Annotated in this window: 15 protein-coding genes and 1 pseudogene; 6 read left to right on the forward strand and 10 right to left on the reverse strand. The window is 68.9% G+C overall.

All coding sequences use genetic code 11. The annotated features are described in order from the left end of the window. Nucleotides 1-182 precede the first annotated feature (182 nt). Both ACFUN8_RS02865 and ACFUN8_RS02870 read right to left on the reverse strand, forming a co-directional pair. Nucleotides 183-794, reverse strand: a complete 612-nt coding sequence (locus ACFUN8_RS02865; RefSeq protein ID WP_383630461.1) for a SigE family RNA polymerase sigma factor — start codon at nucleotides 792-794, stop codon at nucleotides 183-185. A gap of 508 nt (nucleotides 795-1302) precedes the next feature. Then, nucleotides 1303-1608: a hypothetical protein gene (locus ACFUN8_RS02870; protein WP_382563553.1), complete on the reverse strand. Its 306-nt coding sequence runs from the start codon at nucleotides 1606-1608 to the stop codon at nucleotides 1303-1305. Nucleotides 1609-1937: 329 nt separating this feature from the next. On the opposite strand from ACFUN8_RS02870, the gene ACFUN8_RS02875 reads away from it, so the two are divergent. After that, on the forward strand, nucleotides 1938-2948 hold the full coding sequence (locus tag ACFUN8_RS02875; protein ID WP_383630463.1) for a bifunctional DNA primase/polymerase: 1011 nt from the start codon (nucleotides 1938-1940) through the stop codon (nucleotides 2946-2948). 67 nt (nucleotides 2949-3015) lie between these two features. Here ACFUN8_RS02875 and ACFUN8_RS02880 read toward each other — a convergent pair whose 3' ends face one another. Together ACFUN8_RS02880 and ACFUN8_RS02885 are read right to left on the reverse strand one after the other, a co-directional pair. Next, nucleotides 3016-3942 carry a hypothetical protein gene (locus ACFUN8_RS02880; protein ID WP_383630465.1) on the reverse strand — a complete coding sequence of 309 codons (927 nt, stop codon included), beginning with the start codon at nucleotides 3940-3942 and terminating at the stop codon, nucleotides 3016-3018. A gap of 263 nt (nucleotides 3943-4205) precedes the next feature. Then, nucleotides 4206-4661 (reverse strand): lamin tail domain-containing protein, encoded by a 456-nt coding sequence (locus ACFUN8_RS02885; protein ID WP_383630467.1) that lies wholly within the window; start codon nucleotides 4659-4661, stop codon nucleotides 4206-4208. A 361-nt stretch (nucleotides 4662-5022) separates the two neighbouring features. Between ACFUN8_RS02885 and ACFUN8_RS02890 the strand changes: the two are divergent. Then, nucleotides 5023-5322 (forward strand): annotated as a pseudogene (locus tag ACFUN8_RS02890) (putative quinol monooxygenase); the annotation flags it as partial. A 1051-nt stretch (nucleotides 5323-6373) separates the two neighbouring features. Then, nucleotides 6374-6712, forward strand: a complete 339-nt coding sequence (locus ACFUN8_RS02895; protein WP_383630469.1) for a helix-turn-helix domain-containing protein — start codon at nucleotides 6374-6376, stop codon at nucleotides 6710-6712. Nucleotides 6713-7004: 292 nt separating this feature from the next. On the opposite strand, the gene ACFUN8_RS02900 is transcribed toward ACFUN8_RS02895, so the two are convergent. The 6 genes from ACFUN8_RS02900 to ACFUN8_RS02925 form a co-directional block, all read right to left on the reverse strand. Further along, nucleotides 7005-7301 (reverse strand): DUF4235 domain-containing protein, encoded by a 297-nt coding sequence (locus ACFUN8_RS02900; protein ID WP_383630471.1) that lies wholly within the window; start codon nucleotides 7299-7301, stop codon nucleotides 7005-7007. Between the two features lie 200 nt (nucleotides 7302-7501). Next, entirely contained in the window at nucleotides 7502-8821 is a 1320-nt protein-coding gene (locus ACFUN8_RS02905; protein WP_383630473.1) for a PP2C family protein-serine/threonine phosphatase, read from the reverse strand. Beyond that, nucleotides 8821-9624 (reverse strand): alpha/beta fold hydrolase, encoded by an 804-nt coding sequence (locus ACFUN8_RS02910; protein ID WP_383630475.1) that lies wholly within the window; start codon nucleotides 9622-9624, stop codon nucleotides 8821-8823. The genes ACFUN8_RS02905 and ACFUN8_RS02910 overlap by 1 nt, the downstream gene beginning before the upstream one ends. A gap of 93 nt (nucleotides 9625-9717) precedes the next feature. After that, nucleotides 9718-9921, reverse strand: coding sequence for a cold-shock protein (locus ACFUN8_RS02915; RefSeq protein ID WP_383630477.1), 204 nt, complete (start codon nucleotides 9919-9921; stop codon nucleotides 9718-9720). Nucleotides 9922-10090: 169 nt separating this feature from the next. Then, nucleotides 10091-10294 (reverse strand): cold-shock protein, encoded by a 204-nt coding sequence (locus tag ACFUN8_RS02920; RefSeq protein ID WP_330176942.1) that lies wholly within the window; start codon nucleotides 10292-10294, stop codon nucleotides 10091-10093. A 376-nt stretch (nucleotides 10295-10670) separates the two neighbouring features. Beyond that, nucleotides 10671-11009 (reverse strand): MerR family transcriptional regulator, encoded by a 339-nt coding sequence (locus tag ACFUN8_RS02925; RefSeq protein ID WP_383630480.1) that lies wholly within the window; start codon nucleotides 11007-11009, stop codon nucleotides 10671-10673. Nucleotides 11010-11506: 497 nt separating this feature from the next. Between ACFUN8_RS02925 and ACFUN8_RS02930 the strand changes: the two genes are divergently transcribed. The 3 genes from ACFUN8_RS02930 to ACFUN8_RS02940 all read left to right on the forward strand — a co-directional run bounded on the left by ACFUN8_RS02930 (nucleotide 11507) and on the right by ACFUN8_RS02940 (nucleotide 14293). Beyond that, nucleotides 11507-12034, forward strand: a complete 528-nt coding sequence (locus ACFUN8_RS02930; RefSeq protein ID WP_383630482.1) for an ATP-binding protein — start codon at nucleotides 11507-11509, stop codon at nucleotides 12032-12034. Then, a complete protein-coding gene (locus ACFUN8_RS02935) occupies nucleotides 12034-12489 on the forward strand; it encodes an SRPBCC family protein (RefSeq protein WP_383630483.1) in 456 nt (151 codons plus the stop codon). The genes ACFUN8_RS02930 and ACFUN8_RS02935 overlap by 1 nt, the downstream gene beginning before the upstream one ends. Nucleotides 12490-12631: 142 nt before the next feature. Next, nucleotides 12632-14293: a phytoene desaturase family protein gene (locus tag ACFUN8_RS02940; protein ID WP_383630485.1), complete on the forward strand. Its 1662-nt coding sequence runs from the start codon at nucleotides 12632-12634 to the stop codon at nucleotides 14291-14293. Nucleotides 14294-14343 lie beyond the last annotated feature (50 nt).

Below are 14343 nucleotides of genomic sequence, written 5' to 3' on the forward strand. Positions count from 1 at the left end.
AGATTCTGCGCACATACCACGCGGTATGTCACTACCCGGGAGTAGAAAACACTGGATGTGGAGCGGGAGGGTCCGCCGGTTTCGCTGGCGGGCTGCCGGCTTGTGGGCGGCTCACCGGCGTGCTTTTCGCCGGCGGGCTGTTGGTCGGCGGGCACCCGCACCGGCGCCGGCACCGGGACGGGTCAGCGGACGGGCACCAGCTCCGGGTCCTCGCGGAGTTTCCCGAGCGCGCGCGACACCGCGCTCTTGACCGTACCGACGGAGACCCCGAGCACCTCGGCGGTCTGGACCTCGCTCAGGTCCTCGTAGTAACGCAGCACCACCATCGCGCGCTGCCGGTCGGGCAGCTTCATCACGGCGCGCCACATGGCGTCGTGGAGCACCTGCTCCTCGGCGGGGTCGGGCGCGGGAAGACCGGCCGGCTCGGGCAGCTCCTCGCAGGCGAACTCGTCGACCTTGCGCTTGCGCCACTGCGAGGTACGGGTGTTGACGAGAGCCCGGCGGACGTACCCGTCGAGGGCACGGTGGTCCTCGATCCGGTCCCAGGCGACGTACGTCTTGGTGAGCGCGGTCTGCAGCAGGTCCTCGGCGTCACTCGGATTCGCGGTGAGCGAGCGAGCGGTCCGCAGCAGCACGGGCCCCCGCGCCCGTACGTACGACGAGAAGGACTTGTAGGGCGGCGCGTGCGCATGGGACTGCTGATGCGGGTGGACATGAGCGGGTGGATGTGAGTTCGGGTGGTACGGCGAGTACGAGGCCGCCTTGGGGGCGCTCGCGCAGAGGGGCGTGGTCATGACTCCACGCTAGGAGCGGGCCCATCTCAGGGGATCGGCCCCAGGTCCCGAAGCTTCGTCCGCCTCAGGGAGTAGGAGTGGTGCTTGGTCCACCTCCTGAAGATGGAGGAGGCGAGGACACTCGTCAGGGTCCACCCCGGAGGCGGAGGGCCGCTGTTGATCTTCGGCGCCTTGTCGCGTGGTGGCCGTGAGGCCTTGCGGGAACGGCGCTCCGGACGTCTCCGCAGGTGGGAGCGGTGCGGGCCGCGCACGCGAGGGCGGGGGTGTCGGAGCCGTACACCTCAGTGAGGAGGGAAAGGCGACCACCGGCGGGTGGTACGGGGGTGTCGGACGTCCACCCGGGGTTAGAGGGGGTGGGGCGGCGAGGGCGCCGGGTGGGCCTGGCTTGGGGCCCGGCGGGCGCGCCCCGGCGCAGAACGAGGACGGTCTGCGCAACGGCACCGAAGTACCGTCACGCAGACCGCCGCTCACCCCTCAGCCCTCAGCAGGCCCCCCGTCGGGCCGCGTATCACCAGAGGTTGACGAAGTTCACCGCGATGTTCTCGTTGGACTGGTCGATCACCGTGAACCCGGAGCCGTTCACATTGGCGGTGTTGTTCTGATTCGACGCGCCGGCGCCGGTCGCCACCTGCTGGGTCGTCGTCGAGTTGCCCGAGTTGTCGTCGCCCACACCACTGCCCACGATCGTGGCCACGCTGGCGTTCGATCCGTCGTCCGCGAAGTCATCGGCCGACGCCGAGCCGGTGAAGAGAGCCGCAGCGAGGGGGAGAGCGGCGACAGCGGCGAAGACGCGGGCGGTACGGAAGCTTGCCATGTCAGTTCCTCCAGGAACGAGATCTTCTGAACGAGAAGTACGGCTTTTGCCGGGGCAGTTGGCCGACCGCCTCGACGTTGTGCTCGACGTCGCGGACTCAGAATTGCCCACCGAATCCCCTCCGAACCAGCCCTGAGCGGGTTATTCCCTCGCAAGCGTGAGGACATGTCGATAAACCCCCTTCGCGACATCAACAGGCCAGTTCGGTAGGTATGCACGCGTACGGAGCGCGGCACGACCCTGCTCCCGCAAGGGGTGAAGCGTTTCGGCACACTTTCGGCCAATCTTTCCCACTCCCCTTCTTCGAACAACAGTGCGAACATAGACCCATGGCCATCACCGCCCCGCACACGACCACCCTGGCCCTCGCATACGCCCTCTCCGCAGCGGAGAGCGGGTTTCCCGTCATCCCGCTGTCCCCCAGCAAGCTCCCCGCCCTGCGCTCGCCCCATCGGGACGAGCCGGGCGGAGGTCCCGGCGGAAGCCCCGGCGGAAGCCCCGGCGGGAGTCCCGGCGGAAGTGTCGGCCGGGGCGCCCATCCGTGCCGAGGTGAATGCGGCCGCCTCGGTCACGGCGTGCACGACGCCACGACCGATCCGGCGGGCGTGCGGGCGCTGTTCGCCGCCGCGCCCTGGGCGACGGGGTACGGCATCGCCTGCGGACGGGCGCCGCACCACCTGGTCGGCATCGACCTGGACGTCACGCCGACGACTGCGGATACGAGTACGAGTACCGGTACGGCTACGGGAACGGCTACGGCTACGGCGGAGCCCACGCCGGACTCGGTGGCCGCGCTCCAGCAACTTGCCTTCCAGCACCTGTTCACGCTGCCGGAGACCGTGGTCGTGCTCACCCCCAGCGGCGGCCGGCACATCTGGCTGTCGGGCCCGGCGGGCATCACGGTCCCCAACTCGGCGGGCCGCCTGGCGCCCGGCATCGACGTACGGGGCGCGGGCGGCTATCTCGTCGGACCGGGCTCCGTCACCGCCCGTGGCGCGTACCGGCTCGCCCCCGGCTCGGCCGGCCTCACCCCGGCGCCCTGCCCACGCGCCCTGCTGCGCCTGCTCACGCCCCCCGAGCGCGGTCGCCACGCGGGACCGGGAGGCCATCGGGGCGGCCGGCCGCAGCAGGGCCACGGTCTGGTGCAGTTCGTACTCGCCGCGCACGCGGGCCAGCGCAACACCCGGCTGTTCTGGGCGGCCTGCCGGGCGTACGAGCACGGCTTCGGCGACTCACTGGTGGAGAAGCTGGTCGACGCCGCCGTACGGACGGGCCTGACCGAACACGAGGCGCGCGCGACGATCGCCTCGGCGTCACGCCTGACGGCGGGCCCCGCGTAGCGTCGTACACAGCGAGCGGGGGCGCCCACCGCCTCGAACCGCGGTGAACGCCCCCGTCATCGGTCGCCTACAGCACGTCGATGCTCAACGTGGCTTTGTTGTTCGCCTTGTTGGTGTCGTACACGGGGTCGATGTCGTAGTTCGACGTGGCCTTGACCACGCCGGACGTGTCGGCCCGCCGACTCTTGTCGATCTTCAGGACAATGGCGAACGCCTCGATCTCCCCGACCTCCAGGGTGTAGTCGTCCTCCTGGCAGACGTACTTCGGGTGCCCCGGCTCCGAGGGGCCGGTCGGTCCGTCGATCCCGAACGGCAGGCAGTTCTCGGGGACTTCGACGGCCGTCGTGCCCTTGGGGATGTTCACGAGGAGCGCCGGGTGGTCGTCGCTCTCGTTGTTCTGGATCCAGCCCGGTCCGTCGTTGCGGATCGAGGGCGTGACGACGACCTTGGCGCCGGGCTTCCCCTTGGCCTCGTCCCCCGTCGCGACGAGATCGGCCGAGCTGTCCGTGTCCAGCGCGAGCCGGCGGTTGGCCTGGTCGTAGCCCTCCCCCGGGTCTTCGCCGGTGCGGCTCGTGCCGTACTCGACGACCTCCATCAGCGCCTTCTTCAGCACCTTGAACTTCACCGGCACCGTGTAGCTCTCGCCGGGCGCGATGCCGACATCCAGCTCGCACACGGCCTGCTTGATCTTGTCCCCGACCGTCGAGTACGTACAGCCGTCGACGGGCGCGGTGAAGGCCAGCCCGCGGGTGAGCCGCAGCCGGAAGGTGACACCGTCGGTGGCGGCGGTGCCGTTGTTGGTGAGGGTGACGGAGTCGTTGCGGACCTCGCCCGGGCTGAGCTGATTCCCCGACAGCTCAGACACGGTCAGATCCGGCGTGATGGGCTCGTCCGCGTACGCGCCCGGCGCGAAGGCGAGCGGCAGGGCGGCGGCAACCGCGGCCGCTGCCACGGTTGTTGAGGTGAGGCGCGAGAGGCGCTTGTGGTGGCGCACGGTGGGTCTCCTCGAACGTACTCGAACGCACAGAACAGGACGGTGTGTCCAGTTGGTCACCTGCTAGACACCAGAATTCCACCGCTGGTTGTGCGCGGAGATGTGGAGGAACGATGACCGGGCCGCGTGACGGCGCGCCTTGTCGGCGACGTAACGGTGTCGGCGCCCGTCCCCTCCCCCGAGGACGAGCGCCGACGCACATCACGACAAGCTGCTCGGTGAGCTGTTGGGTGGATCGCTCAGCGAGCCGTTGAGTGAGCCGTTCAGCAGACCTTGTAGTCGACGCGGGTCGAGTTGTACGAGCAGGTGTCCACCAGGGCCCCTGTCGACTTCTTGAGCGTGGCCTTGTCCCGGTCGTTGTTCCAGACGTACGCGGCCCGCCCCTGATAGCGGTTGGCCGCGGTGTTCGTGCCCCTACCCGTGCGCACGGTCACGGTCTTGCCCCGGGCGAGGGAGTAACTGCCGAACGTGTACTTGTGACTTGACGCGTCGACGACCGTCCAGCCCGTCAGGCTGACGGCCCTGGTGGTGGTGTTGCGGATCTGTACGTACTCGGCGTTGAGACTGGCGTTGGTACGAAGGTCAGTGCCGGGGCTGTCGTAGTAGACCTTGTACAGATGAACCGAACCGACGGCCTGAGCCTGCGTCGGCAACAGAACCGTTCCGGCGACCACCGCGGCCGTGGCGGCGACGGTGGAAAGCGTGCGGGAATAGCGCATGTGCGTCCTCTGATCGAGGCCGGGCACCCCCCAAAGGGCCCGGCAGGCGCCCAGAGTATGACCAAGCGTCCACAACCGTTTCTCTTTTCAAGAACAAGGACATACCGGCCGGTAGAGCGACCAACTCCCGTACAGTGAGCCCCATTTCGCGCCGAACGGACGCGGCGTACCGGCGGGGCCGGATCAACCCCTTCAATCCCTTCAGCGCCTTCAGCGCCTTCGGCCCGGCGCCCGGCGGAGGGCCGGATCGGCATCGGGCGCGTGTCCTCTCCGCGGGTCACCGACGCGTGCGCGACGATCAGCCTCGCCCCGTACCCGACCAAGGAGGCACCCGACCGCGAGCGTCCAGGCCACCAACACCTTCCACACCGAACCGGGCCGTGCCACCGAACTCATCGCCACCCTGCGACGGGTCCTGCCCGACACGCTCACCCACGGCGGCTGCGAGGAGATCCGCCTGTGGCGCGACCAGGACCACGAGGACAAGGTGGTGTCGGTGACCCGCTGGACCACCCGAGGCCACTACGAGGACTACCTCGACTGGCGGGGCGGACAAGGCGACACCGCGATGTTCCGGGAGATGCTCATCAAGGACATGGAGATCAGCTACTACGACGAGGTCTTCACCGTCGACCAGGGCACGCAGACCCCGCCCGCGTAAAAGCCCGCTCCGGGACCGGAGATCCCCGATGAAACCGGTGACCCGGGCCGTCAGCATGCGCGCGGCCTCAAGTGCCTCCTGCTCGCCGACGAGTTCCCCGGCGATGCGCAACACCGGGCCGGCCAGGCGGGCGAGGGCCTCGGGCGGTGCGTGCGGCGAGTACATGGGCCCCACGCCGCGCTTCTTCGGCTACCTGGTGAGCAAGGCGGATTGCACGAAGAAGACGCTCTCTGACCTGAGCAGAGAGGCGGCCATCCCCCGAGGCGCCGTCCGGCTCCGGCGACAGCGACCTCGCGCCTGCCGACGTCGCTGTTCGAGGCCGACTATCTCCTCGTCGAACGCGCGAAAATCTGCGTCGGCCGGAGTAGACATTGGGCGGTGGTGTGGTTATGGTTTCTCTCGTAGCCCAGAGAGACAGCAGGGCCTGGCAGAGACGAACTGCCGGGCAGCAGCACGAAAGTCGCAGTTCGCAGGTCGGTGCGGCGGTGGAGTTCCGAAGCCAGAGCGGTTGCAGGACGGTGACGGGACTGACGGCCGGACCGGGTGGCCCGCAGATTCAGGGGCCGCCACAGCGGTATCGCAGTACACGCAGATAGCAGTGCAGTACCAGCGGTTCCTCGGTAAAGGCGTCGGCTGCGGGCGCGCGTGCCGGGAGGTTCGGCAGTGGGGTTCCAAGCCAGAGCAGACGCACGACGGGCGACGGGGCTGGCTGCCGGAGAGTGGTGCTTACACAGACCACCAGTAGTACAGAGCAGTGCGCAGTACCAGCAGTAGGTAAGTGATTGATCCCAGAGGGAAGAAACGGAGGAGGCGAGCGCCATCAGGATCGCCCGGGCGGAGTCAATGAGCCCGGGTACCGCAGGACATCGATAGTGAGGTGGTCTCCGGTCAAGCAACCGCGATCCCCGCATTCCCCGTCCTCTCCCGGACGGTCGTGCGGACACAGAAGGCCGGCGCAGGAACAGGGCCGGCAGATGGTGTAGTAGTCCCTTCGGGGCCCTGGTGCCACTTGGCACCAGGGCCCCTCCAGCGCGTTCCACAGAGAGGTGCGATGACAGCAGACGACTCGTTCGGCCGTCTAGATGACGACGACTACCCCGCCTACACGATGGGCCGGGCCGCCGAGATGCTCGGCACCACCCAGAGTTTTCTCCGCGCCGTCGGCGAAGCCCGCCTCATCACCCCACTGCGCTCCGAGGGCGGACACCGCCGCTACTCCCGCTACCAGCTGCGCATCGCCGCGCGTGCACGCGAACTCGTCGACCAGGGCACCCCCATCGAGGCCGCCTGCCGCATCGTCATCCTCGAAGACCAGCTTGAGGAAGCCCAGCGCATCAACGCCGAACACCGCCGCAGCGCCGCACCGCCGGACCCGACGGCCACAACCTGAGACCCGCGACTTCCCCACGATCCTCGCGGGCCGTCGCCCGCGCATGCTGCCCGGAACTCAAAGCGTTCCGGGCAACTTCGTCTTCACAGCCATTGGATCAGAGGGAATCGAGGGGGTAGTTCCCAGGAGTCCGGGAGTAGCGTCACGCCGACGGAGAGCGGCCTCCCGTCTCCCCATCTCCCGGTTCGGACGGCACGTTGCCACCCCGTCAGCCGGCGGGTGCGCGCAGGAGTCTGTCCGGTGCTCTCGGGCAGCGCCCGGCGCGCTAGACGAGCGAGACGGCGTGGCCTCGTCAGTCGCGGCCGCCCTTGTCCGCCGTCGGCCAGGTGCCGGTGGCCCGTTCGATGGCCTTGGCGCCCGAGCGGTCCACGGCACTGCGTACCACGGCGAAGAGGGCGCCCTGCACGGCCGCGGCGAACAGCACCTCGCCCCACCCGCGGTCGCGGTCCAGCGCGTCGGGTGCGTCGTCCTCGTGCCGGATCGCCTTCCACGTCTTCTGGAAGACGAGCCCGGCCAGTGTTCCGCCCACCCAGCCGAGGGCGAATCCGACGGGCTTGTAGGCGAGCGGCAGCTTCTGCTTCTTCTTCACCGGTGTCTCCCTCTCTGATACCGACCCCTTACGCGCGGGCTCGTGGGACACCTCACGGGTGCCCTCCGACGGCAACCCCACACCGGGGACCGCGGTCCCGCCGCCGCTGCCGGCCGTCCCGCCGGGGCGGCATCCCGTCGGGGCGGCATCCCGTCGGTGGTCACGCCGGGCGGGAGCGTTCGTGACGGTGAGCCGATGGGTCATGCGGTCGTACGCGTGGTGGGAACTCCCAGTGCGAGCAGGGCGGTGTCGTCTTCGAGTCCGTTGCCGAAGCTCTTCAGCAGCCCGGTCAGCGCGGTGATCATCTCGCCGGCTGTGGCGGGGGCGCGATCAGCGGCGAAGGCGCGCAGAGCGTCGTCGCCGAACAGTCGGTTGCGGGCGGGGCCGGTCCGGGCCTCGGTCAGGCCGTCGGTGTAGAGCAGGAGTGTGTCGCCGGGGGCGAGTGTGGTTTCCGCGGTGCTGAACGAGGCGGCCGGCAACGCGCCGACGAGCAGCCCGCCGGGGGTGGGAAGGTAGTCCGTGTCCCCGTCGGCCCGTATGACCAGTGCCGGGGGGTGTCCGCCGGAGGCGAGGCGGACAGTGGTGCGGCCGTTGTCGGCGCCGGAGCCAGAGTCGGGGGCGGGGGTGATGATGCCGAAGATGGCGGTGCAGTAGCGAGGGTCTCCGCTGTTGGTGTACTGCTCGTGCAGGACGGCGTTCAGCGTGGTCAGGGCTTCGGCCGGCTCGGGGTTGTGGAGAGCTGCGCCTCGCAGTGTGTAGCGAGTCAGTGACGTGAGGGACGCCGCGGCGGGTCCCTTTCCGCATACGTCGCCGAGGAAGAACGCCCACCGGCCGCGGTCGATGGGGAACAGGTCGTAGAAGTCGCCGCCGAGACGGTCGGGGGACGCGGTGTGGTAGTAGACGGCCGCCTCCATCCCCGGCACCGCGGGCAGGGTGGCGGGCACGAGCGATCGTTGCAGGACACCGAGCGCGTCAGCGAGTCGTTCCCGGTCCGTCTCGGCCCGCCGACGGGCTTGCTCGGCCTCGGCACGTGCCTGTTCGGCTTCCTGGCGCCGGCGCAGGAGTTCCTCTTCGTAGGCACGCCGGTCGGAAGCGTCGAAGACAGTGGTACGGATCAGCAGTGGCTCGCCCGCACTGCCGTGTTTGACCACGGAGGAGACCAGCACCGGCAGACGGCGCCCGTCGGCGGTCTTCATCTCCAGTGCGATGCCGCGCAGTTGGCCCTGCATGCGAAGCAGCGGCGCGAAGTGCGTCTCGTGATAGAGCTTCCCGCCGACGGTGAGAAGATCGGCGAAGCGGACCCGGCCCACCACGGTTGCGCGCTCCAGGCCGAGCCAGTCCAGCAGCGTGGCGTTGATCCTGGCGATGGTGCCGTCCATGAGCGTCGACAGATAGCCGCACGGGGCCGACTCGTACAGGTCCTCGGCGCTGTCCTCCAGCAACGAGGTGAACGCGGCGTCCGTACCCATCGTGCTCCCGGCCTCCGCCCTGGGCTCCGGCTCCTCGCCCGTGGAGCACATCACCGTTGGGCGGCCAGAAAGCGGAGAATCGCTTCGTTGGTGGCCTCCGGTGCGCTCAACTGCGGGCAGTGGCCGGTGGCGTCCAGGGTGATCAGGCTGGAGGCGGGAACCGCGGCGTGCACGTACGCGCCGACCTCGCGGGGTGCGATCGCGTCCTGCGAGCACTCCAGGATCAAGGTCGGGACCGTCACGCTCTTCAAGTCCTCGCGACTGTCGGACAGGAAGGTGGTGCGGGCGAAGACCCGGGCCATGTCGGGGTCGGTGGCACAGAAGCTGTTGGTCAACTCCTGCCCCAACTCCGGCCGCTCCGGATTGCCCATGATCACCGGCGCCATCGCGGAGGACCACCCCAGATAGTTCGATTCCAGCGAGTCCAGCAGCTCGTCGATGTCCTGTGCGCTGAAGCCGCCCCGGTAGCCGTCGTCGTCGATGTAGCAGGGCGAGGGCGCCACCATCACCAACGCCCCGATACGCTCCGGGGCCGTGCGCGCGGCCAGGACCCCGACCATGGAGCTGACCGAATGCCCGACGAACACCGCCCGCTCCAGGTCCAGCTCCTCGCAGACGTCCACCACATCCTGGGCGTAGCCCCGCAATGAGGAGTACCGCTCCGGGTCCCAGGCCGACAGATCCGACCCACCGGAGCCGACGTAGTCGAACAACACCACGCGGTACCGCTTCGCCAGGACCGGCACGGCCAGCCGCCACATGTTCTGATCACAGCCGAACCCGTGTGCCAGCACCACCACCGGGCCGTCAACCGGGCCCGTGAGGCTCACGTTGTTCCTATGGCGAACATCCATGCCAGCCCATCCTTTCATTCAGCCAAAGAGATCCCGAAATCGGTGTCAGTCACTGACCGCTTGGCCTATTACGAAAAAAGGCAACCCGGGTGGTCAGGCAGGAGTGATATTCTCCGCATACGGCCCTTTCCGCCCATTCGCGAGGCTGAAAGTCACTTCCTGTCCCTGCTGCAGCCCAGAAATGCTTTCGGTGGCGATATGCGCGTAGTGAGCGAATACATCGGCGCCGCCATCAGCCGGTTCGATGAATCCGAAACCCTTCGCCATGTTGAACCACTTGACGGTGCCACTGGCCATTGCGGACTCCTCCCGAGTACTGAGTGACGACCGGCGTGACACGCAGGCCCCGAAGCTCAGGCGCTTACCGGCCGGAGAGCCGGTTCGATGAGCACCACGGCGTCCACGGTGAACGCCAGTGGGGCCCGCCTCCCGAAGGGCGGGCCCCAACACGTCGCGATGTCAGCGATCAGGCGGGAGTGATGTTCTCCGCCTGCGGGCCCTTCTGGCCCTGGGTGACGTCGAAGTTCACCTTCTGGCCCTCCTGCAGCTCACGGAAACCGGAGGCAGAAATGTTCGAGTAGTGGGCGAACACGTCAGCGCCGCCACCGTCCTGCTCGATGAAGCCGAAACCCTTTTCCGCGTTGAACCACTTGACAGTGCCACTGGCCATTTTGAATCTCCTTCGGGGCAAAGCCCTGAATTACACACCGTGTGCAACTCGCATCGCTGCGATGATCACCCGCCCGGAAACTGACCGGAAATACATAAGCGCAATCCGCCGACAAAGAGCCGGGAAGCACACTTGAAGTCTTTGGGATCCACAACTGCAACTGAGCTTGACACTAGCACGGGCAGAAGAGCCCCACGGAGATATCGAATATCACTCTCCGGCCACCTTATAAACACTCGCCGCGGGACGGGTTGATATCTGCATCTGCCAGAACAGATTCACGTCAGCGGCCGGCGCAGTACCTCGAATTCGTTCTGCACCCCAGGCTGCCCGGCAGCCGCGGCCGTGCCCACCTGCGGCATGAGCCCATGAGATGTCAGGCGCCCGTCGTGCGGGGGCGCGCGTGACTCGATCCACGCAGCTGTTCGTTGATGCGCTGTGCCTCATCGAGTTGGTCTTCGAGGATGACGATGCGGCAGGCGGCCTCGACGGGGGTGCCCTGGTCGACGAGTTCGCGTGCACGGGCGGCGATTTTCAGCTGGTAGCGGGAGTACCGGCGGTGGCCGCCGTCCGAGCGCAGCGGGGTGATGAGGCGGGCCTCGCCGATGGCCCGGAGGAAGGCGGGGGTGGTGCCGAGTATCTCGGCGGCGCGGCCCATCGTGTACGCGGGGTAGTCGTCGTCGTCGAGTCGCTCACGGGAACTTTCTGCGGTCATTCGCACCTCGGTTCGGGAACGCGTTGAGAGGCCCCGATGCCAGGCGGCACCGGGGCCCGAAGGACTGCAACACCATCACCGGCTTACTGCTGTGCCGGCCTTCTGTATCCGCGTGGTCGCCCTGGGGGATGCGGGCGATCCGGGGATCGCGAAATGCGTGACCGTGGGACCACCTTCCATTCCGGGGCCTACGGCACCGGGACGACTACGTCCTCGCCCGGGAGATCCTGATGGCGTCTGCCTCCTTCTTTCCTCTTCGCTGCCTGTCAATCTGTCCTGCCTCTTGGCTACGAGGAAAACACTACCCACCGACAGCAGCAGATGTCTACTCTCGCCGTGACAGATTTTCTGTAAGGGATGCTATCGGGCTTCTGCTGTCCACACCCTGAGAAAAGGTGCGTGCGCTACACCAGATCTCTGATGTGAGGTCCGCAAGAGCGGGCATGGAGGCTGTCACGGCAGATCGGCACAACCAACGACAGGCGGGATGTGCGCGCATGATCCCCACGCAGGTCACCGTCACCTCCAATCCCCCACCGACCGTGGTGCGGGGAGCCGGCCGACAGAGCATCCACCGGGCCCGCGAGGCCACCCGCGCCTTCACCGATCTTCTCTGCCCGGCGCCGGACCCCAACGTGGCGGACACCCTCGTACTGGTGGTCTCCGAACTCGTCACCAACGCGGTGCGCCATGGCGGCGGCAAGTACACCCTCGAACTGTCCGCCGACCCCGGCGTCTTGACCGTCGCTGTCACCGACCCCACCCCGGCCCATCCGCGCGAGCGCACCCCCGACCTCAACGGCAGCGCCGGCGGTTTCGGCTGGCACATGGTCCGTGACCGGCACATACACGGAGGGCGCCCGGCGCTCGACCGCGTCCATCAGACGCACCGCCACGTGCTCGGCGGGGTGGACCAAGCGGCGGGGTTGCCGAACGCCTGGGAGAGTGAGAGGCATGTGGCCGGTCGCGCCGGGTACCTGGCGGCCGGCCCACTCGGGGCCCATGGACCAGGGCTGGAGGGCTGATGGCCGTACGACACCGATTGATCGAACGGTCCGTTTCGGACGTGTGGGCGGTGCTCGCCGACGGTTCGCGGTACGGCGACTGGGTGGTCGGTACGTCCGGGACACAGCCGAGAGAAGGCGTGTGGCCGCAGGTCGGTTCCAGCATCACGTACACGGTCCGGCTGGGGCGGTGGTCGGCGTCGGGCAGCACGATCGTCCGTCGGTGCGAAGAGCCCGGGGTGTTGGAGCTGGAGGCGGACAGCGGATGGCTCGGCACCGCGCGGATCGCCGTCGAGGTCCGGCCCTGGGGCGAGAACGCCCTGGTCGTCGTCGATGAGCATCCGCTGCGCGGACCGGGCGGGCTCCTTCACAACACGGCCGTGGACACTCTGATCCAGCTCCGTCACCGCAGCATGCTCGCCCGCCTGGCGGAGGTCGTGGAGAACACTCCTGGGCACGCGCGCACAAGGGGCTGAGGCAGAGCCCGAGGCCCGAGACAGGGCCCCCGAGGCAGAGGCCCTAGCAGGAGTCCGAAACAAGAACTTGAACCGGCCGCGCGGGCGCCTGCCCGTGGCCTTCTCGGCACAGCTGTGAAACGGAGAACACCAGGAGGCTGTCATGCCGGACGCGGTGGTCATCGGTGCGGGACCCAACGGTCTCGTCGCGGCGAATCTGCTCGCCGACGCCGGATGGAGCGTGGAGGTCCTTGAAGCGCAGCCCGAGCCGGGCGGGGCGGCCCGCAGCGACCGTGGAGTCCATCCCGACTATGTGAGCGACCTCTTCAGCTCCTTCTACCCGCTCGCCGCCGCTTCTCCGGTCCTCGCGGACCTGGATCTTCAACGGGAGGGCCTGCGCTGGGAGCACGCCCCGCGTGTCCTGGCACATCCGCTGCCGGACGGCCGGTGCGCGGTCCTCGCACGCGGGGCGGCGGACACCGCCGCGAACCTGGACACGTTCGCGGCGGGCGACGGGGCGGCCTGGCTCGATCTCGTCAACACCTGGAACCGCCTGGGCCCCGACCTGCTGGGCGCCCTCTTCACCCCCTTCCCGCCGGTTCGGTACGGGGCCCGGCTCGCCGCGCGGCTCCGGGGCGCCGGCGGTCTGCGGCTGGTCCGGAGCCTGGTGCTGCCCGTCCGGCGCCTGGGGGAGGAGCAGTTCGGGGGCGAAGGCGGCAGGCTCCTGCTCGCGGGCAACGCGCTGCACGCCGACCTCGGCCCCGAAGCGGCCGGCAGCGGGGGCTACGGCTGGCTGATGTCCATGCTCGGGCAGACCTACGGCTTTCCGGTGCCCGTCGGTGGCGCCGGAGCCCTTACGTCGTCGCTGGTGAGACGGCTGGAGCGGCGCGGCGGGACGGTCAGGTGCGGAGAGAAAGTGACGGAGGTCGTCGTACGGGGCGGCCGGGCCGTCGGCGTACGCACCGAACAGGGCGAGAGCGTGCCGGCGTCCCGTGCCGTGCTCGCCGACGTGTCCGCACCCGCCCTGTACGGCGAACTGGTCGACGCGGCCCATCTGCCCGGCCGGCTGCTGGACGATCTGCGCCGTTTCCAGTGGGACTTCGCGACCTTCAAGGTCGACTGGGCGCTGAGCGGACCGGTGCCCTGGACGGCACCGGAGGCCGCGAGGGCGGGCACGGTCCACCTGGCCGACGGTGTCGACGGCCTCACCCGCTTCGCCGCGCGGCTCGCCACCGGGCAGGTGCCGGACCGCCCCTTCCTTCTCTTCGGGCAGATGACCACCACTGATGCCACCCGCTCACCGGCCGGCACCGAATCGGCCTGGGCCTACACGCACGTGCCGCACCGGATCAAGGGCGACGCGGGTGCGGACGGCCTGACCGGGGCGTGGGACCGGTCGGAACAGGAGGCCATGGCCGACCGTATCGAAACCGAGGTGGAACGCTGGGCGCCCGGCTTCCGCTCCCGTATCAGGTCCCGCCGCATCCTCGCGCCTCCCACCCTTCAGGCGATGGACGCCAACCTGCACGGCGGCGCCATCAACGGGGGCACCGCCGCCATGCACCAGCAACTGGTGTTCCGCCCCAGCCCCGGAACCGGCCGGCCCGAGACTCCGGTCAAGGGGCTGTACCTCGCCTCCGCCTCCGCCCACCCGGGTGGCGGTGTCCACGGCGCCCCCGGCGCCAACGCGGCCCGCGCGGCGCTCCGCGGCCGGGCCGGCCTGCGTCTTCGCCCGCCGGCCCTTCCGTGGGTCGTACGGGCCGGACAGGACGCATCGGGAAATTCGCGGTCCGCAGACCGGCCCCAGGCGGGTTCGGGCGCGTGACCTGCGGCGGATGAGGGCCGCGCGGGTGAGAAGTGCGATTTCGGGGGCAC

It is taken from the genome of Streptomyces sp. NPDC057307 (genome assembly GCF_042667665.1).
Classification (GTDB): Bacteria; Actinomycetota; Actinomycetes; order Streptomycetales; family Streptomycetaceae; genus Streptomyces.